This window comes from Exiguobacterium sp. MH3 (assembly GCF_000496635.1).
Classification (GTDB): Bacteria; Bacillota; Bacilli; order Exiguobacteriales; family Exiguobacteriaceae; genus Exiguobacterium_A; species Exiguobacterium_A indicum.
Genome location: NC_022794.1, coordinates 257,454 through 276,101, shown reverse-complemented (window position 1 = coordinate 276,101; position 18,648 = coordinate 257,454). Strand labels below are relative to the sequence as shown.

Below are 18,648 nucleotides of genomic sequence, written 5' to 3'. Positions count from 1 at the left end.
CCGAAAATCAGGCATTGATATGTTTAAGATTCACTTAAGAAACATCGTCCTGTTTTCGAAAGGGACGATGTGCATACTACATGATATACTCAACGGAAAGTAGGGTTTTCATGTTTGATTTCTTAAAAGAAGCACTTCACGCACCACTCCGTGTCGGAGCCGTCGCACCGAGCAGTCCACGTCTGGCTGAAATGATGGCACGACGCGCCGTCGCCGATCGTCCACGCCAAATTCTTGAAGTCGGAGCGGGTGACGGAGCGATCACCAAAGCTTTACTGGCCGCTCGTTCACCGGAGACACATCTCTTGATTTGTGAACGGAGCGAAACGTTCCGCCCGGCACTCGAGCAGTTGCTAGCTCAAGAAACGAATGTCACTCTCTTCATTGGTGACGTTCAAGGATTATCCGATTCATGGAGCGGACAGATCGACGTCATCGTCAGTGGTCTCCCGTTCGCCTCGTTCCCGGCAGCGTTGCGGCATGACTTATTGGCACAATTCCAAACGTTACTACGACCAGGCGGTCACTTCATCGCCTTTCAATACACCCGGTTCCAGTTCAAGATGTTCCGGGACTATTTCCAAGAACACAGTTATTCGCACACGCTCTACAATCTGCCCCCGGCTTATGTTTTCGAGGGGGTACAACAGGAGGAATCTACACATGCCCACGCTCTTGATCGTTGACGATGAAGCAGACATCCGTCAATTGCTTCGACTGTATTTAACCAATGAAGGGTACGAGATCCTCGAAGCCGAAAATGGTGAGGAAGCGTTAGCGACTCTTGCAACGCGTCCAGTTGATGCGATGTTACTCGACGTGATGATGCCCGTTCGCGATGGCTTCTCGACCGTTCAAGCTGCGCGCGCTGCCGGTCACACGTTACCCGTCTTGATGCTGACAGCGAAACGCGAAGACATGGATAAAATTCAAGGTTTGACCTTCGGGGCGGACGATTACATCGGTAAACCGTTCAATCCGCTTGAAGTCGTCGCCCGCGTCAAGGCGCTGTTACGCCGCGTCAGTCAGTATCATGTCCCGACTACTGCTTCAGCGATTCAGGTCGGTCCGTTCACACTCAAAGAAGACGAACGCGTCATCTTTAAATACGATGTACCGCTCGCCCTGACACGCCGTGAATTTGATTGCCTGGCGCTCTTTTTGAGTCACCCCCGTCGTGTCTTCTCGGCTGAAGACCTGTATGAACGAGTTTGGCAGGAGGAAGCACTTGGTTCCGCGTCGAACGCTGTCATGGTCCTGATCCATAAGCTCCGCGACAAGATTGAGGATGTCCCGAAAGAACCGCGCCACCTCCAGACGGTCTGGGGCGTTGGTTATAAGGTTGAGCCATGAGACGGATCAAACTAACTGTTTGGATGCTCGTCTTGTTGCTGCTCGCTGCATTTTTGAGTACGGCACTTGCCTGGTTGCTGGCGAGTCAATTGCCGCTTGGTGGAAAAACGGTTCCCCGTTACTACTACACGACGGAAGAAGACACGGTGAGCGCTGTTAAAGAGGACATTATACGTTATCAAAATGGACAAATACCGACCGGGCCCTATGAGTGGGCAGTATACGATGCCAATGGTCGTCTGGTCAGCGCTTCCGACAAGTATCCAAAAGACTTAACACCGAGCCGACTGCTTGCTGAGCAAACACCAACCGAGCGGGAGCCATCAGACACAGGAAAGGTTAGGACATTGCACCATATCGAAGCGATCAATCTTGGAACCCGTGAGCCTGGCTATTTTTTGACTGTTCAGTCCGATAAACCAACACTCAATGAATATCAAGTCGGTAATTCGAACGCCTTCTTCATCTTACAAGTCGTCTTGTTCATCGTCTTTTTACTGCTTTTAACACGTTGGATCGCTGGTTTGTTCCGCGAACTCGAGCGACGGCTTGAGCGGTTGACGGTCGAACCAGCGCCAACGGAACCGTTACCTCCCGTCAAAGGACCGAAGGAATTCAAGTTGTTCGCCCAATCGATCGAACGAATCGAACAGGAACTCCGCACCTTACGCGTACGCGACCAGGAGCGGTTCGTCGAGCAGTTGCGATTGATCACGAGTCTGTCGCACGACCTACGGACTCCGTTGACCTCAATCCAAGGCTTCATCCAGTGGCTAACCGAAAAACACGAGACGTTATCCGCGACGGAACGGACGGAGCTTCTAGCGATTGTCACCCGACAGTCAGAAACGCTCGCTTCCCGGATCGACGAATTGTTCACGCTCGCTAAATTATCGAACACCGATTATCCAGTCGAACGGACATCGCTTGATCTCGTCACACTGACGGAACAAGTCCTGGAACTGTTTCCTGGCACTTCTTCTACTGTCAATGGTTCTGCACACGCGACTCTCTTCGCCGATCCGATGCTCTTACGGCGCTTGCTTGAGAATTTGATTCGCAATGCGACGCTTCACGGGACCGGTGATCTTCGGATTACCATCAACGACGACGCAGAAGGTATCCAGCTGATCTGTTCAAATGCGATTGAATCGACTTATACGCTAGAGGAACTAAACGAATGGCTAACACCGTTCGGGACGTCCGATGCTTCCCGCTCGTCTGGTGGCTCCGGCATCGGTCTGTCGATTGTTCAGCAAATCATGGCGCGTCATGCGGGGAACGTCGCGTTGACTTCACAAGACAACCGCTTCATCGTGACCTGTCGTTTTCCACATATTTCATAAGCCTGCATCCGATGTGCGCATCGGGTGCTTTTTTGGTCAGGTTGTTACTTCTTAGACACTTCTTTGAAATTGGAATTCGATACACTAAAGACTGTTAGAAATTAGTTGTCGTTTTAAAGGAGTTGTTCGTGTCTTATGAAATCCTCGTCTCGTTCGATTACATATATGCCAGGGCTTGATGGCTTACGTGCCTTCGCTGTTCTATCTGTCATTCTCTACCATCTGTCGGTTTCATTCTTCTCCGGTGGTTTCCTCGGTGTTGATCTCTTTTTCGTCCTATCCGGTTATCTGATTACCGGTCTCTTGTTACGCGAGTGGCAGACGACCGGACGCCTCGATTTGAAACGATTTTGGATTCATCGCTTCCGTCGCCTGTTCCCGGCCCTATTCGTCATGCTGTTACTCGTTCTCGGGTACGTAACCATCTTTGAACGCGAACTGTTGCATACGGTTCGCCAAGATAGTGCCTTTGCGCTCATTTACGGGACGAACTGGTGGTATATCTTCCATGACGTCTCCTATTTCGAGTCGTTCGGTAAGCCATCACCGATTCAAAACCTTTGGTCGCTCGCAATCGAGGAGCAGTTCTACCTGCTATTCCCGATCTTACTTTGGTTCGGAATGAAAAATCGTCGCTTGTTCCTGCAATTGATGGGCGTTGCGATCGGTGCATCCGTGCTTGCGATGGCGATTCAGTTCACACCTGGTGAAGATCCAAGTCGTGTCTACTATGGCACGGATACTCGGTTATTCGCCCTATTGATTGGGAGTCTACTCGCTTTCGCGTGGCAACCAACCCGCTTTAAGCTCGATATCCCAAAACGTGGTGTCCGGTTACTGAATCAAATAGGTGCCGTTACTTTGCCACTCTTGCTTATATTGATGATTGTCACAAGTGAGTTCGGAAGCTTCTTATACCGGGGTGGTTTTTTCCTTGTCGCCGTCCTTGCTGCACTAATAATTGCTACAATTGCTCATCCGGCGTCGATTTGGAGTCGATGGTTTGCGCATCCAGCACTTGTTGCGATCGGTAAACGATCGTACGGTCTATATCTGTGGCATTTTCCCGTCATCACACTGATGACGCCAGTCGAGCAAATCGGCACGTTCTCATTACTTCGGACCGTATTGATCGTCGTCGTGCTGATTGCGTTAACCGAAGCATCGTATCGCTTTATCGAACGTCCGATTCGTCAGCACGGACTATCCGGTTATTTAGAACGTCTGTCGTTACATCCGCGGCAGTTACGTCAGTTTTCAACGATGCAGTGGACGAGTGTTGCCGTGTTGACGATTCTCATCGTCAGCTTCATCGGTAACTTATCGATTCTTGCTGTCTCCGATACGCCAAAGCCAGAACCTGCCTTTCATAAGGTAGCGGCACCAAAAGAAAAACCGAAGCCAATCCTGAAACCGACGACACCAAAAGCAAAGCCCGATCAGCGAAAAATCTGTCGACCGACGCTTGCGATCGGGGACTCGGTCTTACTCGGTGTCGAAGATTATCTCGGCAGTACGCTCAAGCAATTGACGATTGATGCAAAACTCGGTCGTCAGCTGCGAGAAGCGATTCCGCTGAGTGAGCAGTATGCCGCGTATAATCGACATGGACGCCAAGTCATTCTCCACCTCGGAACGAACGGTAGCTTCCGAAAGGATCAGTTGAACAGTTTGCTCGATCAATTCGCAAATGCCGATCACGTCTATCTGGTCACTGCACGCGTCCCGCGTCCGTGGGAAGCAGAGGTCAATCAGATGTTACGCGAGGCATCGAAACGGAAGCGAGTCGAACTGATCGACTGGCATGCTGTTGCCGTCAAACATCCATCTTACTTCGAAGCAGATGGTGTCCATTTGAATATCAAGGGCGCACGTGCCTATTCGAAGATTCTTGCGAAAGCAACGAATTGCGCTGTTTCAACGAAATAAGACCACGTCAAACAAGGTAGCGGAACGATCCGCTACCTTGTTTTTTATACTCATCCTGTCGCTAGCAACCCAAGATAAATCAAACTGACGCTGAATAAACTCAGCAAGATACCCACTGCATGCCGACGATATCCGAGTAAAAGCAGTGGTAAGGTTGCAATCCCCATCATCAAAACCCATCCATTCCCCACTGGATCACCGGTCGGTAGTTGCCCTAGCGTCGGTTGTTCGAGACGGCTGAGTGAAGCACTCGCCATGAACAGCAATACTAAAATGATACTCTCCATCCGGAGTAACGGACGCGGATCGTACGTTGAGTCAAAACGCAACCGACGCCGAACAAGCGTGCCATTACAGAAAGCATAGAACAAAAGCGGTAACAATAAAAGGTGCTTCAGCAACAACGCTTGACCGTATGGCACGCCCCAGAGATTCGGATAACGTTCAAGCGGAATCGCCAGTTGCATCAGTAACAGCCCTGACAGGATGACACCCGTAAAGGCGATCCGGGCAAACGGACTGAACCAACTTAAAAAGGCAGACCAATGAACGGTCGAGCGAGCACCGATGGCTACCCAAAACACGACACCGATCCAAGCTGTCACACATAAGAAGTGACTAAACTGAAGCGTCCACCCGAGCGCACCGTATTTGGCCGCCGCGTGACTCGTTCCTGCGATGCCAATCCATAACGGGATCGTCAAGAGTGCGAGCAGGATGGATCGTCGCTTTTGCCATGCGAATACGATCAATAGGAGTAAAGCAGAGAAGTAAACGACAAGAAACATCCGACCGATATGCAACTCCAGTAATCCTGTTCGAAGAGCCTCTGTCATCGTTTGCGTCGAAAGTAGAAAACGAACGGCACCAAAGACCGGGATGCTCGTTCCAAGAACGAGCATCCCGAGTCCCGCTACCGCCCACGACGTACCGTCCATTAATAGCGGTTTTCGTTTCGTTGGGATGAAGCATAATACCAAATAGCCCATCCAAAGCGCTCCACCCATATAGACGAGTAGTTCTCCTAGAAACGCACTCATGTCGAACGACGACGTAACACGAGAAGGATGACGATACTGATTAACAGTCCCCCGACGATCCATGGGAGCAGTGTCGGAACGAGTCCTTTTGAAACAGGCTCTGCTTCAGGAACGACTGCTGCTTTTTTTTCCATCGGCTCAGCCTTTTCTACAGTGCTTGTTTCAGCTTTTGCCGCACCCAGTACCGTAAAACGGATCGTTCCTTTCACGGGATGACCATCATCTGAAATCGACGCCCACTTGATCGTGTATTTCCCTTCCGTTAAAGGCTCTGAGACGACAGCACTCAGTTCATTTCCGATGATAAGTGGTTTCGCAAGGGCTTGTTCAACTCCATTCGCGTCTACTACACGTAAGGTGCTCGTTTTTTCAACAGCCTCACTGAACGTCAAGCGGATCCGATCGACGGGTTCAGATAATGCCGATCCATCTGCCGGATTCGAGCTTTTTAAACTCGTGTGTGCTTCGACCGATATGGGCAACAGACAAATGAGGAACAGAAGGGCAAATCGGATAATGCGCATGTCGTTTACCTCCTTTCTGCTTGATGTGTACAAGAAAACCCGCTGTCACCAGCGGGTCGTCCTTTATTGTTGCGGGCGACGACGGAGTGCGAAGAATCCAAGGATCGATGCTGCTGCGATACCAAGCAGTGACCAGACGATACCTGTCGTCGATGCTTTTTCTTGCATACCACCGAGACCAGTGTTCGGCATTCCTGATGGTGCACCTTTGAATTTATCTGGGAACTGATCGACGATTGCTGTCGCAGTCCCTTCCCCTACACCGTACATATGCGCGTACGCTTCACGAATCGCTGGGTACGTTTTGTCGTAATCTTTTTCATTATAGCTATTGAAAGCAAGCAAGAGTTGGTCAATGTGAACCTTTAATCCTTCTTCCAAATCTTTCGCTTTCAAACGTCCTTCTGTTGCTGCATCGAGGAATGCTGCCTGTTCAACACGGTACTCATCAAGTTCCTTCACAGCCATGTCGCGTGCTTGATCATCTTTCGCACCTGTTGCTTTGACATAGTCAACGAAGTAGCCGATGTGGCTCGACCAAATCTTCTTGAATTGTTGCGCTGCTTCACTACCATAAACAGAGCCAATCGAAGCTGTCAGGTCATCCGTATTTTGATTCAAGGCACCGGCCGCAGCGTCAAAGTCTTTTGCTCCGTCAATTCCTTTTTGCATCGCGAGCACTGCAAGCGCCGCGTGTTCAGAGAAGTTTCGGTTCAGTCCGGCACGAAGATCAGCTGCTGGTGTATCAACTTTCGTATTTTTGAATTTATCTGGGTACTGATCGACGATCGCACCAGATAACCCTTCTCCCACCATATACATATGCTCGATTGCTTTACGTAGATTACTGTAGGCAGCATCATAATCACCAGCAACGTAGCTATCAAACGATGTTAACAGTTGCGTGATATGGACTTTTAGTCCTGCTTCGAGATCCGCTGCCTTCAGACGTCCTTCCGTTGCTTTATCGAGGAACGCAGCCTGTTCGACACGATACTCATCAAGCTCTTTCAATGCTTTTTGTTTCGCGTCTTCGTCCTTGGCACCAGTTGCTTTGACGTAATCGACGAAGTAACCGATATGGCTCGCCCAGATTTCTTTGAAGGCAGCGCCTGCTTCTTCCCCGTAGACGGAACCAACAGCTGCCGCTAAATCATCCGTGTTTTGATTCAAGGCACCGGCTGCCTGCTCAAAATCTTCTTTACCATCAATTCCTTTTTGCATCGCAACGACTGCGAGATACGCGTGTTCAGATAGAATTTGATCGAGTGTCGCTCGTAAATCCGATGCTGGAGATGAGACATCGAGGGAGACTTTTCCTGAACTGTGAGACATCTTACTATGGTCCTCATGACCGTGAGCACTGACACCTGCTGCTGGAATCAACAATGCGGCACTAAGCGGAACAGCGAGATACGACTTTTTCATCTTCATCTTATGAACACCCCTTTGATTTTTTGGACTTCACATAGATAACGTAAGGAGTTCACGAATGGTTTTATCTTTTTACATTTTTTATTTAAAATATTTTTTCTGACGAAATAAACTTATGTAGCACTTTCATTATTTTTTAGTTTTTATTTACTCATTTCGCGAAATAGCCAACTTATTTTCTAATCATTTCATTAGAATCTTCTTATAACCTCATCTTTTATCTTTTATAGAACAGGAGTGGACTTATGAAACGGATTGTCATTGGCGCAGTACTTGCTTCGCTCGTCGTCTCGCAAGCAGTTGGACCTGTCGAAGCAAAAAGTAAAGCGAAGAAGAAACCTGTCGTGCAAGTCGATCGAGACAAAAATGGGATTCCAGATGCTTGGCAAAAACAATATCATTTGGGATATGGAAAACAAGTCGCAACAAAAGATCACGATCGCGACGGTTTGATGAATGTACAAGAGTATCAACTTCGTCTCAACCCAACTAAATCGGATTCGGATCGTGACGGGATCAAGGATGGGAAAGAGGATTCGGACCGCGACTCACTCACGAATCAACAAGAATACACAGCGCATCTAAATCCGTTGAAGAAGGATTCTGATCAAGATGGTATTTCTGATGATAAAGAAGACCAAGATCAGGATCGATTGACGACACGAGAAGAGTTCATCGTCGGTACGCAACCACTGACAAAAGATTCAGATCGCGATGGCATCAAAGATAACGAAGAGGACCGCGATCAAGATACGCTTTTGAATGAAGACGAATTTGAACTCGGTTCTGATCCAACAAAAGTAGATAGCGATCAGGATGGAACACGAGATGATCAGGAAGATACGGATCAAGACGGCGTTCAAAATAATCAAGAACTCAAACGGATCATGATCAAAGTGACGGATACGAATAAGAAAAAGTTCGAGTGGCGTTACAGTAATGAACATCAACGGAAAGAATTGCGCTTTAAAGATGAGATCGGTATTACTGACGTTGCGACGTTAAAAGATCGTCTTCTCGTCACACCATCGATGACGGAAGAAGAATTATTAACGTTAGTCGCACAGGCGCTTCAATTACCAAACATCAAAACGTTACACGTCCAGATCAAGTTCTATAATGGACAGGAACTCGAATCAGAAGATGAGCACTCGGATGACGATGATTCTTCGGATGACTCAGAAGATGATGATCAAGATGATGATTCAGACGATCATGGAGACGATGACGGGGATGATCACGGAGATCATGGTGATGACGATTAATCGTCTATACGAAAAATGAGAGGACGGAATAGTATTCCGCCCTCTCATTTTTTATTTCATTATTCTTCAATGATGGTGACCGCTACTTCCGCCAGCTGGTTTTGCTCCACCTTGTAAGATTTTTAAATCTTCTTTCGATAACTCACCGACGATGAACTGCCGTGTTGGCATGATCATCGCACCTTCACTGCTTGCATGCGCTTTGACATAATACAAGCCGGATTTCGGTAGTGCCTTCGCAATCGTATAGACACCTGGCTTTGTCTCCTCTGCCGGTTCCATACTATAGCGTACTGTTCCATCCGCTTTCCAGATTTCGAAATGTACATAATCGACTTTTTGAACCGGTTTGGCTTCACGCCAGACTGTTGCTTCAAACGTCTGCTTTTTCTTGGCATCCGGTTGTAAGTCCTTTGGGATATTCATTTTGATCGATAACGGCTTAGCTACGGCATACTGTTCTGCTGCATCGGAATCGACCGCACAGCCAGCAAGACTCGTCGTCGTGACGAGCAGTCCGCCGAGCATGAGTGTTTGTATCGATTTACGCATTGAAGAACCTCCTTACACTCGGAATACGACGGATGACGAGGAAATCGACCAGCCAGACGACGAGCAACGATAGACCGACGAGCGGGAAGACGATTCCCAGCACGACAAGCACAGCGAGGAATCCTTTCAACATGAATGCTTTCGGTCCTTTCGGCGCCCCCATCCCTTTACTTGGTTTTCGCTTCAGCCAGAGATAGAAACCACTGACTGCCACGAGAATGATTCCGAGACAAATCAACAGACTAATTAACTGATTGAACCAGCCGAATTCCGTTCCCTTGTGGAGTGTGATCCCGGTCGCGACGATCTTTCCGACGACACCATAGTTGTCATAACGATAATCAGCGAGCACGGCACCGGAATATTGATCGAGATGGATCGTCGCTTCATTCTGTGCTTTCGCTGGATATGCAGACAGCGTATAGACACCGCTCGGGTCACTTGGAATACTGATCTTAAAGCTTGGATCCATCCCTTGTTGTTTGCCGATTGCAACGATGTCATCGATCGAAGCTGGAACAGCACCTTCGACTTTTGATTGCGGGACATCAAGTGTTTCGGCAGCCCACGGGACTTCCGCGATATCCTTCGTTTGAAGTGTTGACGTCGGTGCCTCCCCACCCCAGATGGACGGTGGATAACCAAGCCCTTGGTTCGTGACAAGGGACTGGAAGTTCGTTCCCCAGAAACCGGACCACGGTAAGCCAGTCAAGATCAGGAACAGCATCCCTGCTGTGATCCAGAATGCTGGAACAGCGTGGAGATCACGACGGAATAACTTCTTGCCTTGACGAAGACGTGGGAACAAGACACCTGACAGTCCCTTTTGCTTACGCGGGAACCATAGGAACAGTCCCGTCACGATCAAGACGATTGCCCAACAGGCGACGAGTTCAACGATCCGGTCGCCAGTCGTTCCCGCCATCAGTTCCCCGTGGACCTCTTCGATTTTATTCATGATCCGGTCATCGTCTGATAATGTTCCGATGATCTTACCGGAATACGGATTGACGAAGACCGTCGCCGACATGTCTGGTGACGAGACCTTCACTTCACTGGATCGATCGTCGGATTCACCCGGTCGGTACGACGTGACAAGTGCATCGGGATACTTCGCTTTGACGCGATCAATCTGTTCCGTCGCAGTGATGCGATCTGCTTGTGGTGTAACTTCATAATACGATTGATACAGGACGTTTTCGATTTGTGGCTTAAAAAGATAAATGGATCCTGTCACAGCAAGCATGACTAGGAACGGTGCAAAAATGATACCAGCATAAAAATGCCACCGCCAAATCGTCCGGTAAGCAGAAGAAGTCGGTGCTTTTTTGACCGTCTCTTCCGTCTGCATGAGATTCATATGTATCCTCCTCTGGCAATAAATATGTCCACTCTGTGAACACCTCCTAGTATAAGCGTTTACAATCCAATTTCAGCCACTTGCTTGTGACGATAAATTGCCAATACGGTGTGTAAATCACGTAGCTTTTAAGAAGTGAAAAACGTCTTTTTTTGACAATGATTTCACTTTTCTTGTAGATTACTTCTTATTTCAAAAAACTATCCTTATTTATAAAACCAAACTTCATCTAAAAAAGCGAATCCTGATCTGGATTCGCTTGCTCGTGTGATGTTTTTATATTGAAGAACTTTCCTCGACTGATTCCTTTTGACGCCGATGATATACGATACCTGTTATTACTAGACCGATTAAGATGACTACGATCGCACTGATGATTCCGGGATTCACCTGAAGCCAGTTCCACAGCTCTGACCACGTCACAGCTTCTCCGATCCGAACGATCAAAAAAGTCCAGAGTCCTGTATAAACGCCTGCTGCTAAGAATGTCATCACTAAATAACGCGGTAACGGATAACCGAGGAGTCCAGCGACATAATGAATCGGATGTCTGACGCCGGGTAAGAAGAACGATAGTCCGATCGCCCATAACCCGCGCCGTTCGATGATCGTTTCTGCTCGTTCTAAGAAACGTGACTTCATCCACCGTTTGACGAGCGGAATCTCACGGAAGAACCGAGCAAGTAGATAAAACCACGTAAAGGCGATGAAGAAGACCGGCCATGCGGTCAACCAGATGACGACCGGGTACATCCCCTCTCGTAATCGAAGTGCTGCAAAACTCATCATCAAGACATCGTCCGACAATGGGGTGAACATGATTCCGCCAGCCAGGCGGACGAGTGCCATGATATCCATCACGTATCCCTTCTTTCTGTTTCTCTCTACTTTCAGTATCCCCGATTTTTCTGAAGTTGAGCCCTATCCATTTCTTAAGTTCTTCTTTAGTTATACTTTTCCGATCAAAAGAGATCATCATCGATGATTTAAAGTCACGTAGACCGTAAGACATGTATACGCAACCGTTCAATAAAAAATCCTTTTCCCACATCGAGAAAAAGGGTTTCATCCGTCCGTTCGAGAAGGGGTACAACGTACATCTGAACGCTCATCTGATAGGAGGAATTTCCATGTTACATCGCCGGAAGACCTATACGATTCGTCCCGAACGCCTAGAAGAATTCACTGAGTTTTTCCATACCTATTTGTACCCGCTCCAAGTCAGCCATGGTGCCCGTCTTGTTGGTCGCTGGGTGACCGAGGCAGAAGATGAAGTCATCGCCATTTGGGAATATCGCGACCGTGAACATTACGAACAAGTCGATCGTGATGTCCGCAACAGTGCTTTACGTCGCGAAGCGATGAAGAAGCGCGCGCGTCTCGGCAAAAACCTCTATATCAAATCCTATGAAGATTTCATGACAGCGACCGGTACGTATGCTCCCCCTCGCGCGATCGTCAGCGTGACCGCGTACATCACGAACGATGCCGGTGAAGTCCTGCTCGTCCGCAACCTCCACCGGGGTGATACGTATGAGATGCCGGGTGGACAAGTCGAAAATCACGAGTCGATTCTTGACGCCATTAAACGGGAAGTCAAAGAAGAAACCGGTGTTGATGTCACAATCGATGGCATCACCGGTATCTATCAAAATGTCTCAAGTCACGTCCTGTGTGTCTGCTTCCGTGGGAAAGCCGTTGGTGGTGAACTCGCGACACAAGAAGGCGAAACGACGGATGTCGGCTTCTTCCCACTGACACGTGACTCGCTGAGTGAGTATATCAAACGGGAACACTTCCAGTTGCGGACGCTTGATGCGATGGATCCCCATTACTTCCCGCATGCCTTATATAAAGTCAGACCGTATGAACTGATCAGTCGGTACGACGGTAACGCAACGTCGTCTTCACGGTAAACCAAAAATCCCCTTACAGTGTTTTCACTGTAAGGGGATTTTTTTCGGTTACGTTGTCAATCGAGCGGTAATTCCGGCATCATCGGTGACATAGAAATCGCCTGCTTGATCGGTAACGGTATAAGCGGAAGACTTCAACGCCTCGATCGCTGCTTGGAGCGTCGCTTGATCCGGATAACGTAGTGTCCAGTAGACGAGTCCGACCGCATCTTCCGGATTCGTCGGTGCGTTGACACCAGACCAGACGTTCAGACCGATGTGATGGTGATAGCCACCGGCAGCAACGAACAATGCACGCATCCGCGAAGCGTCAGCGGCAACTTCAAAGCCGAGCGTCTCGACATAAAATGACCGTGCTGCTTCGAGTGTCTTGACGTGGAAATGGACATGTCCCATGACCGTATCGCTCGGCATGCCATACCAGTCTTCTTCTCCAGCTTCGACGAGCATACTTTGCCAATCGACGGGATCCGTCGTCATCTTGACATCACCATTAGCTTCATACGTCCATGTCTCACGTGGACGATCGGCATAGATCTCGATTCCGTTCCCGTCTGGATCCGATAGATAAAAGGCTTCACTGACAAGATGGTCGCCTTGACCAATCTCGATCCCTTGTGCAATTAAATTCCGGATGACGAAACCAAGTTCTTTTCGGTTCGGTAGCAAAATCGCAAAATGATATAATCCGGCGACCGAGTTCGGTGGAAAACGGCGGGCATTCGGATGAACTTCAAGTTCAACGAGTGGTGTATCTTGTGCGCCGAGCACCGTCAACTGATCCGTTTGCGTTAGCACGCGTAATCCGAGTGACGTTGTATAAAATGAAATCGAACGGTCGAGGTCCGTGATACGCAAGCGAACAGGACCGAGTGTGATTTGTGGATGAATGGACATGGTGTTTCCTCCTTCAATGAAATAGCTCGTATCCCTATTATTACGCGGAAGCGATCGAAGCGGAAGTAGGCACGAATAAGTGGTATAGTATCCTAAACGATACCATGAAGGAGGAAGACCGATGGAAGAGACACCAAGCTGTCGGGTCGAGACAGCACTCGAAATCTTGACCGGAAAATGGAAGCCGTCGATTTTACTCGTCTTGATTACACACGGAACGCTCCGCTTCAGTGAATTGAAACGACAATTGCCGAACATTACGCAAAAGATGCTGACGGCTCAACTGCGTGAGCTCGAACTGAACGATATCGTCCATCGCGAGATTTATCAAGAAGTCCCACCCCGTGTCGAGTACTCTCTGACGGATTATGGTCGGACGCTCATTCCAGTTCTTGACGCGATCAATGCATGGGGTGAACAACACGTCCTTCATCTCGAACATAAAGAAAAACTCGCTTCTGCTTCCCAATGAGAAATCCATTTCGATGTGATTTCTCATTTTCCATGGAAAAACCTGTCTATTTTCCCGTATACTGACTTAATAGACTTCTGTTTTTAGAAAGGAATGAGTCCTCATGCATCAACTTCATGCGATCGAGCAACTGGTTGCTCGACTCAAACAAGATCCTGCAGTCGAAGCTATCTTCTTGAAAGGATCTTTTGGACGGGGAGAAGAAGATGTTCATTCAGACATCGATCTATACTGTCTCGTCTCAGAAGAACGTCAAACAACATTCTTATCGCGTCGTTTGTCCCACCTTTCTGCTTATCGTTCAATCATCTGGAAAGATGAGATTGATATCATCGCCCCACAAATGATCGTCGTCTATGATGATCTGCTACATATCGATTTGTTTACGGTGACGCTTGATTCACTGAACCATAAGGATCAATTACGTGTCTTGTATGATCCACAAGAACAGTTGACGGACTTTACGAATACTTGCGACTTAACGCTTTCTGCTCAGGAAGCGACCGATGAAGCGATCGACGCAGTCTGGTTCTTGTTCCAATATAAAAAAGCAGCAGCACGGGGAAATGACTTATGGGCAGTCGAGATGCTCCGTAGTGCCTTGATCAAGTTCGCAAAAGTATTACTCCATCATCATGCTCCTGAACGAGCGCAACTCGGATTAAAGACGATTCCGACAACATTGCCAGACCATCCACGCCTTGCTCTTGAAGCAATCTACGACGTCCTGACACCCGCAACGCATGCTGAAGCGGCTCAACGTTATCTAGCATGTCTAGAGACTGAACGGAACACGCTCGACCAGACGCTCGCCTCTCATCCAGAGACGCTCGCTTTACTCGATCGATTAACGCCTGAACTCTCGATCCAACAATCAGGATGGTAACAAGAACGGGCTGACTCAAAAGTCAGTTTCCACAAAGATAAGAGTATCAGAATGATGATCTGCCACCCTTATCTCGTAACAAAAAGAATGACGCGTCACACGCCACTCCTACAGGAACAAGCGCATTTATGCGCTGTCAGAGACAAACAAGACCCGCTTTCCTGCTTAAATGAAGCAGGAAAACTAGCTTGTGTCTCGCCTGAGGAAAGGGCGTGAAAAGACGCGTCATTCTTATATTGAGTCTCTTCTATGGTCACTCATTACTGTGTCAATTGAATCTCTTTTGATTGTCCACCTGCCCAGCCAAAGCCAGACGAGACTTCAAGCATCGGATTTTTCACCTGTTTCGGTAATTCAAAGACGATGTTGCCGGTTTTCTCGATATTCGGGTTGATCGTCTCTAAGAAGAAGCCCATCCCGTCTTCATTCGCATAAAGATCGAGTTCCGTATCGGCTGAGTATTCCGTATCGCCGACATTGACTTTAAACATGTTGCTGTCGACGAATCGCTCTTCCTTATCTCCGTTTAGAATCGTCAGACCGATGACTAAGAATTGTCCTGATGTTTTCTTTTCTCCGAGAACGTTCGACAACGTATCGACCATCTTGACGTCGTTGACGACGTACGTCAGTTTCCCGACCTTTACCTGATCATTCACCCCGTACGTTTTCTTGACCGGTTTTGCAACTGCTTTTGCCTTCACTGGTTTTGCTTCTGATTTGACTGCTTCTTGTTCGACTTCTACTTTTTTCTCCGGTGCTGCTTGTTCTTCGTCATCTCCTAGATTCCCGAGAATAACTGCGCCAATCACGATAATTCCTGCCCACTTCAATCCTTTTTTCATGTTACTTCCTCCTTTTAATGTGGCTGACTCACGTCTGATAGCCCTAGTATAGGAAGAAGCAACCCCTTATCCTTTATACTTTTTTAACCAGGTTATTTTTTGTTTATGGTTCGATAAAAAGATTGACAAAAAATAAAAGAGAACGCTGATTTCAGCGTCCTCCTCTTCTTATTCTCCCTTGACCCGAATGACGATTTTTCCTTTTGCGTGCCCTTCTTCGCCATAATCATGTGCTTCCTTGATTTGATCCAGATCAAAGATCCGGTCAACGACAGGTTGTAGCTCGCCACGTTCGACAGCTTTAGCGATATGCTGTAAACGCTCACCCGTCGGTTGCATGAAGACATATGCAGATCGCGCATTATGCTCTTTCGCTTGCTCTTCATCCGGTGGTGTGGAAATCGAGACGAGCATGCCGTTCGGCTTCAGCATCTGATACAGTTCCCCTTGCTTGTCGCCACCCATCGTATCAAATACAAAATCGACGTCGCGAACACGATCGGCCGGATTTTCCTGTTTGTAGTCAATGACTTCGTCGGCTCCAAGCGCTTTTACCCAGTCAACGTTTTTCGTACTTGTTGACGTGATGACGTACAAACCGTTCGCTTTTGCGAGTTGAATCGCGACCGTTCCGACGCCGCCTGATCCGGCACCAATAAAGATCCGGTCACCTGGCTTCGCATCCATCACTTCGAACATGACCTGCCACGCTGTATGTGAGACGAGTGGAAGAGACGCTGCTTCTGCGAAGCTGAGCGATTCTGGTTTTTTGACGACGAGATGGGCATCGACCGCGACGTACTCGGCATATGTTCCTTGGCGAGCGATTTCCGGACGGCTGAAAACAGCGTCCCCGACTTGAAGATCGGAGACGTTTTCTCCTACTTCCTGAATCACACCGGCAACGTCCCAACCGATGACGAGCGGCATTTCGTAGCTCAACATCTGACGCAAGTATCCTTCGCGTAGTTTCCAATCGACCGGGTTTACACTCGCGGCATAGACTTCGATTAAAACATCATCCGGTCCGATGACCGGCTTGTCCAGTTCTCCGACCTTGAATTGTTCCGATCCACCATACTGTTCAATGTAAGCTGCCTTCATCCGTTGACTCCTCCTTCAATATTCGTTCCCTATCTTCTTCCCCGTCCGTCCTACCGACAAACAGTCTGAAGATACACAACAGCTCCCCATCAATCGATGAGGAGCTGTTTCGTTAACGATTCGTTTGCTGAAGAGTGGATGCCGTTTCGTTCAAGGCATGGATCGCATGCTGCAGCTCCATGACCTGACCGACTTGATGACGAGTCAAGCCGGATAGTGACTCACTTTGTGCGAGCAACGCATTCATGAACGTATCAAGTTGACCGGCTGCTGTCGTGATAGCAGTAAGACTACTCGTCATCGTCGCGAACTGAGTCTGCGCCGACTGGATTGATCCAACAACTTCCGTTGTATCCGTCTCGATCGTCTGTAGCGCTAACTGACTCTCGGCCATACGCTCTTCCTGCTCACGTAACAATGTCGTACTCGCATGAATCGAGTTCCCTGTCTGCGTGACGTCCTGATCAACACGTTCGATGATCGCATTGATTTCCTTCGACGCTTCTGCCGTCTGTGCTGATAGATTACGAATTTCTTGCGCAACGACCGTAAAGCCTTTTCCGAACTCGCCGGCACGAGCTGCTTCGATCGATGCGTTAAGACTAAGCAGGTTCGTTTGCGCCGCAATCGCATTGATGCTCGACGTGATGGCGACGATTTCCTGGAAACGTCCAGCAAGCTGTCCGAACGACGTGACCGAATCATCCATGCTCGTCGTCAATTGTTGCAGGGATTGTCCGGCAAGACCAATCGTCTGTCTGCTCTTTTCGGCTGTCGTTCGCGAGGACGAACTGCGCTCGAGTGCGTGATTGACCGAAACGGTCACATCCTCCATCCGATTGACTTGCTGATCATTCAATTGACGAATTTCACGAATCGCTTGGACGCTTCCCGCTGCATCATGTGCTAGCTGTTGCATCGCCAGATCAACCTGACTGAAGGAATCCTTTGCCGCATCAACTGTTTCACTCATCTCTTCCGTGAACGTCGTTACTTCCGTTGCGGTTGCTGCCGTTTGCTCGAGGGCAATTTGCGACGTCGCCGCGTAGGCTTCCGACCGTTCTTGTTCTTGGCGGACGGCTAACATGACGTTCCGTCCAAAGACGGCGACAAAAACAGCCGCCGAGAAAATCATCAAATAAATGACATAGGCGACGATCAAATCGAATGTATTCATAAAGACAATCGTTCCTAGCATTGTGAATACTGCCATCTCAATGAGTCCAAGGATTCCGGCGAGAATGACCAAACGCGGAATTAAATAGACGATTGAAATCGTCAAGTAGAGATAGACGATCGTCCAAATGCTTGGCGACGGCAATGTCACCAAAACGAGAGCGAGTACGAAATACGTTAACGTCACTTGGACGTACTTCCCGCTCGGACGATGTCCAAGTAGGCGGTTGCCCACAAGCAACGCGACCGTCAAGATCAAACCACCGACTAAAAACTGATAAAACACACTGATTGGGACGTAATTCATTTGCGCAAATAAGAAAATCAATGGATGCGCAATCGTAATTAACGTTGCAATCAGGCGGGACAAAATCTTTGTACTTTGTTGCTCGAGGGCAGATACCATCTTGTTCAAACTCCTTCACCTTATTAAAGTCATACAGTTGTTCATCGGCAGAAAGAATTCATTCGTTAAGTCTCTCGAGTGACTTTTTTTCTTGACGCTTTCTTGAAAGCGGGAGTACGGTTAACGTAGACTTTTCAGAAAAG

At 48.3% G+C, this 18,648-nt stretch carries 18 protein-coding genes; 8 read left to right on the top strand and 10 right to left on the bottom strand.

Annotation, left to right across the window (positions count from 1 at the left end):
• Positions 1–110: 110 nt before the first annotated feature.
• The 4 genes from U719_RS01495 to U719_RS01480 all read left to right on the top strand — a co-directional run bounded on the left by U719_RS01495 (position 111) and on the right by U719_RS01480 (position 4,628).
• Positions 111–686, top strand: a complete 576-nt coding sequence (locus U719_RS01495) for a class I SAM-dependent methyltransferase (RefSeq protein ID WP_023466855.1) — start codon at positions 111–113, stop codon at positions 684–686.
• Complete coding sequence (locus U719_RS01490; RefSeq protein WP_023466854.1) at positions 664–1,353, top strand: response regulator transcription factor; 690 nt, start codon at positions 664–666, stop codon at positions 1,351–1,353. Before U719_RS01495 ends, U719_RS01490 begins: the two co-directional genes overlap by 23 nt.
• Positions 1,350–2,699 (top strand): sensor histidine kinase KdpD, encoded by a 1,350-nt coding sequence (locus U719_RS01485; RefSeq protein WP_023466852.1) that lies wholly within the window; start codon positions 1,350–1,352, stop codon positions 2,697–2,699. Before U719_RS01490 ends, U719_RS01485 begins: the two co-directional genes overlap by 4 nt.
• Positions 2,700–2,834: 135 nt before the next feature.
• Complete coding sequence (locus U719_RS01480) at positions 2,835–4,628, top strand: acyltransferase family protein (protein WP_023466851.1); 1,794 nt, start codon at positions 2,835–2,837, stop codon at positions 4,626–4,628.
• A 50-nt stretch (positions 4,629–4,678) separates the two neighbouring features.
• On the opposite strand, the gene U719_RS01475 is transcribed toward U719_RS01480, so the two are convergent.
• The 3 genes from U719_RS01475 to U719_RS01465 all read right to left on the bottom strand — a co-directional run bounded on the left by U719_RS01475 (position 4,679) and on the right by U719_RS01465 (position 7,626).
• On the bottom strand, positions 4,679–5,731 hold the full coding sequence (locus tag U719_RS01475) for a copper resistance D family protein (protein WP_081637447.1): 1,053 nt from the start codon (positions 5,729–5,731) through the stop codon (positions 4,679–4,681).
• Positions 5,665–6,192 carry a copper resistance CopC family protein gene (locus U719_RS16385; RefSeq protein WP_023466847.1) on the bottom strand — a complete coding sequence of 176 codons (528 nt, stop codon included), beginning with the start codon at positions 6,190–6,192 and terminating at the stop codon, positions 5,665–5,667. Before U719_RS16385 ends, U719_RS01475 begins: the two co-directional genes overlap by 67 nt.
• Before the next feature lie 63 nt (positions 6,193–6,255).
• Complete coding sequence (locus U719_RS01465; protein WP_023466846.1) at positions 6,256–7,626, bottom strand: hypothetical protein; 1,371 nt, start codon at positions 7,624–7,626, stop codon at positions 6,256–6,258.
• Between the two features lie 245 nt (positions 7,627–7,871).
• On the opposite strand from U719_RS01465, the gene U719_RS16380 reads away from it, so the two are divergent.
• Positions 7,872–8,891 carry a hypothetical protein gene (locus U719_RS16380; RefSeq protein WP_023466844.1) on the top strand — a complete coding sequence of 340 codons (1,020 nt, stop codon included), beginning with the start codon at positions 7,872–7,874 and terminating at the stop codon, positions 8,889–8,891.
• Between the two features lie 66 nt (positions 8,892–8,957).
• On the opposite strand, the gene U719_RS01455 is transcribed toward U719_RS16380, so the two are convergent.
• The 3 genes from U719_RS01455 to U719_RS01445 all read right to left on the bottom strand — a co-directional run bounded on the left by U719_RS01455 (position 8,958) and on the right by U719_RS01445 (position 11,652).
• On the bottom strand, positions 8,958–9,443 hold the full coding sequence (locus U719_RS01455; protein WP_023466843.1) for a FixH family protein: 486 nt from the start codon (positions 9,441–9,443) through the stop codon (positions 8,958–8,960).
• Positions 9,436–10,803, bottom strand: coding sequence for a PepSY domain-containing protein (locus U719_RS01450; protein ID WP_023466841.1), 1,368 nt, complete (start codon positions 10,801–10,803; stop codon positions 9,436–9,438). The genes U719_RS01455 and U719_RS01450 overlap by 8 nt, the downstream gene beginning before the upstream one ends.
• A gap of 276 nt (positions 10,804–11,079) precedes the next feature.
• Entirely contained in the window at positions 11,080–11,652 is a 573-nt protein-coding gene (locus U719_RS01445) for a DedA family protein (protein ID WP_231681698.1), read from the bottom strand.
• A 281-nt stretch (positions 11,653–11,933) separates the two neighbouring features.
• Between U719_RS01445 and U719_RS16375 the strand changes: the two genes are divergently transcribed.
• Positions 11,934–12,719, top strand: coding sequence for an NUDIX domain-containing protein (locus U719_RS16375; protein ID WP_023466838.1), 786 nt, complete (start codon positions 11,934–11,936; stop codon positions 12,717–12,719).
• Between the two features lie 48 nt (positions 12,720–12,767).
• Here the strand turns inward: U719_RS16375 and U719_RS01435 are convergent, their stop codons facing one another.
• Positions 12,768–13,616, bottom strand: coding sequence for a VOC family protein (locus U719_RS01435; RefSeq protein ID WP_023466836.1), 849 nt, complete (start codon positions 13,614–13,616; stop codon positions 12,768–12,770).
• Positions 13,617–13,737: 121 nt separating this feature from the next.
• On the opposite strand from U719_RS01435, the gene U719_RS01430 reads away from it, so the two are divergent.
• Both U719_RS01430 and U719_RS01425 read left to right on the top strand, forming a co-directional pair.
• On the top strand, positions 13,738–14,088 hold the full coding sequence (locus U719_RS01430; RefSeq protein WP_023466835.1) for a helix-turn-helix domain-containing protein: 351 nt from the start codon (positions 13,738–13,740) through the stop codon (positions 14,086–14,088).
• Positions 14,089–14,191: 103 nt separating this feature from the next.
• The gene (locus U719_RS01425; RefSeq protein ID WP_023466834.1) at positions 14,192–14,974 is read left to right on the top strand and encodes a nucleotidyltransferase domain-containing protein; all 783 of its coding nucleotides are present in this window, start codon (positions 14,192–14,194) and stop codon (positions 14,972–14,974) included.
• A gap of 260 nt (positions 14,975–15,234) precedes the next feature.
• Here U719_RS01425 and U719_RS01420 read toward each other — a convergent pair whose 3' ends face one another.
• From U719_RS01420 to U719_RS01410, 3 genes are all read right to left on the bottom strand, one after another.
• Positions 15,235–15,819: a DUF4352 domain-containing protein gene (locus U719_RS01420; RefSeq protein WP_023466833.1), complete on the bottom strand. Its 585-nt coding sequence runs from the start codon at positions 15,817–15,819 to the stop codon at positions 15,235–15,237.
• Between the two features lie 168 nt (positions 15,820–15,987).
• Positions 15,988–16,923 (bottom strand): NADP-dependent oxidoreductase, encoded by a 936-nt coding sequence (locus U719_RS01415; protein ID WP_023466832.1) that lies wholly within the window; start codon positions 16,921–16,923, stop codon positions 15,988–15,990.
• Between the two features lie 112 nt (positions 16,924–17,035).
• Complete coding sequence (locus U719_RS01410; RefSeq protein ID WP_023466831.1) at positions 17,036–18,505, bottom strand: methyl-accepting chemotaxis protein; 1,470 nt, start codon at positions 18,503–18,505, stop codon at positions 17,036–17,038.
• Positions 18,506–18,648: the final 143 nt, after the last annotated feature.

Bases quoted from the DNA above. Each gene is read 5' to 3' on its own strand.
- U719_RS01495 (WP_023466855.1), top strand. From the start codon at position 111: ATGTTTGATTTCTTAAAAGAAGCACTTCACGCACCACTCCGTGTCGGA.
- U719_RS01490 (WP_023466854.1), top strand. From the start codon at position 664: ATGCCCACGCTCTTGATCGTTGACGATGAAGCAGACATCCGTCAATTG.
- U719_RS01485 (WP_023466852.1), top strand. From the start codon at position 1,350: ATGAGACGGATCAAACTAACTGTTTGGATGCTCGTCTTGTTGCTGCTC.
- U719_RS01480 (WP_023466851.1), top strand. From the start codon at position 2,835: ATGAAATCCTCGTCTCGTTCGATTACATATATGCCAGGGCTTGATGGC.
- U719_RS01475 (WP_081637447.1), bottom strand. From the start codon at position 5,731: ATGGATCGTCGGGGGACTGTTAATCAGTATCGTCATCCTTCTCGTGTT.
- U719_RS16385 (WP_023466847.1), bottom strand. From the start codon at position 6,192: ATGCGCATTATCCGATTTGCCCTTCTGTTCCTCATTTGTCTGTTGCCC.
- U719_RS01465 (WP_023466846.1), bottom strand. From the start codon at position 7,626: ATGAAGATGAAAAAGTCGTATCTCGCTGTTCCGCTTAGTGCCGCATTG.
- U719_RS16380 (WP_023466844.1), top strand. From the start codon at position 7,872: ATGAAACGGATTGTCATTGGCGCAGTACTTGCTTCGCTCGTCGTCTCG.
- U719_RS01455 (WP_023466843.1), bottom strand. From the start codon at position 9,443: ATGCGTAAATCGATACAAACACTCATGCTCGGCGGACTGCTCGTCACG.
- U719_RS01450 (WP_023466841.1), bottom strand. From the start codon at position 10,803: ATGAATCTCATGCAGACGGAAGAGACGGTCAAAAAAGCACCGACTTCT.
- U719_RS01445 (WP_231681698.1), bottom strand. From the start codon at position 11,652: ATGGCACTCGTCCGCCTGGCTGGCGGAATCATGTTCACCCCATTGTCG.
- U719_RS16375 (WP_023466838.1), top strand. From the start codon at position 11,934: ATGTTACATCGCCGGAAGACCTATACGATTCGTCCCGAACGCCTAGAA.
- U719_RS01435 (WP_023466836.1), bottom strand. From the start codon at position 13,616: ATGTCCATTCATCCACAAATCACACTCGGTCCTGTTCGCTTGCGTATC.
- U719_RS01430 (WP_023466835.1), top strand. From the start codon at position 13,738: ATGGAAGAGACACCAAGCTGTCGGGTCGAGACAGCACTCGAAATCTTG.
- U719_RS01425 (WP_023466834.1), top strand. From the start codon at position 14,192: ATGCATCAACTTCATGCGATCGAGCAACTGGTTGCTCGACTCAAACAA.
- U719_RS01420 (WP_023466833.1), bottom strand. From the start codon at position 15,819: ATGAAAAAAGGATTGAAGTGGGCAGGAATTATCGTGATTGGCGCAGTT.
- U719_RS01415 (WP_023466832.1), bottom strand. From the start codon at position 16,923: ATGAAGGCAGCTTACATTGAACAGTATGGTGGATCGGAACAATTCAAG.
- U719_RS01410 (WP_023466831.1), bottom strand. From the start codon at position 18,505: ATGGTATCTGCCCTCGAGCAACAAAGTACAAAGATTTTGTCCCGCCTG.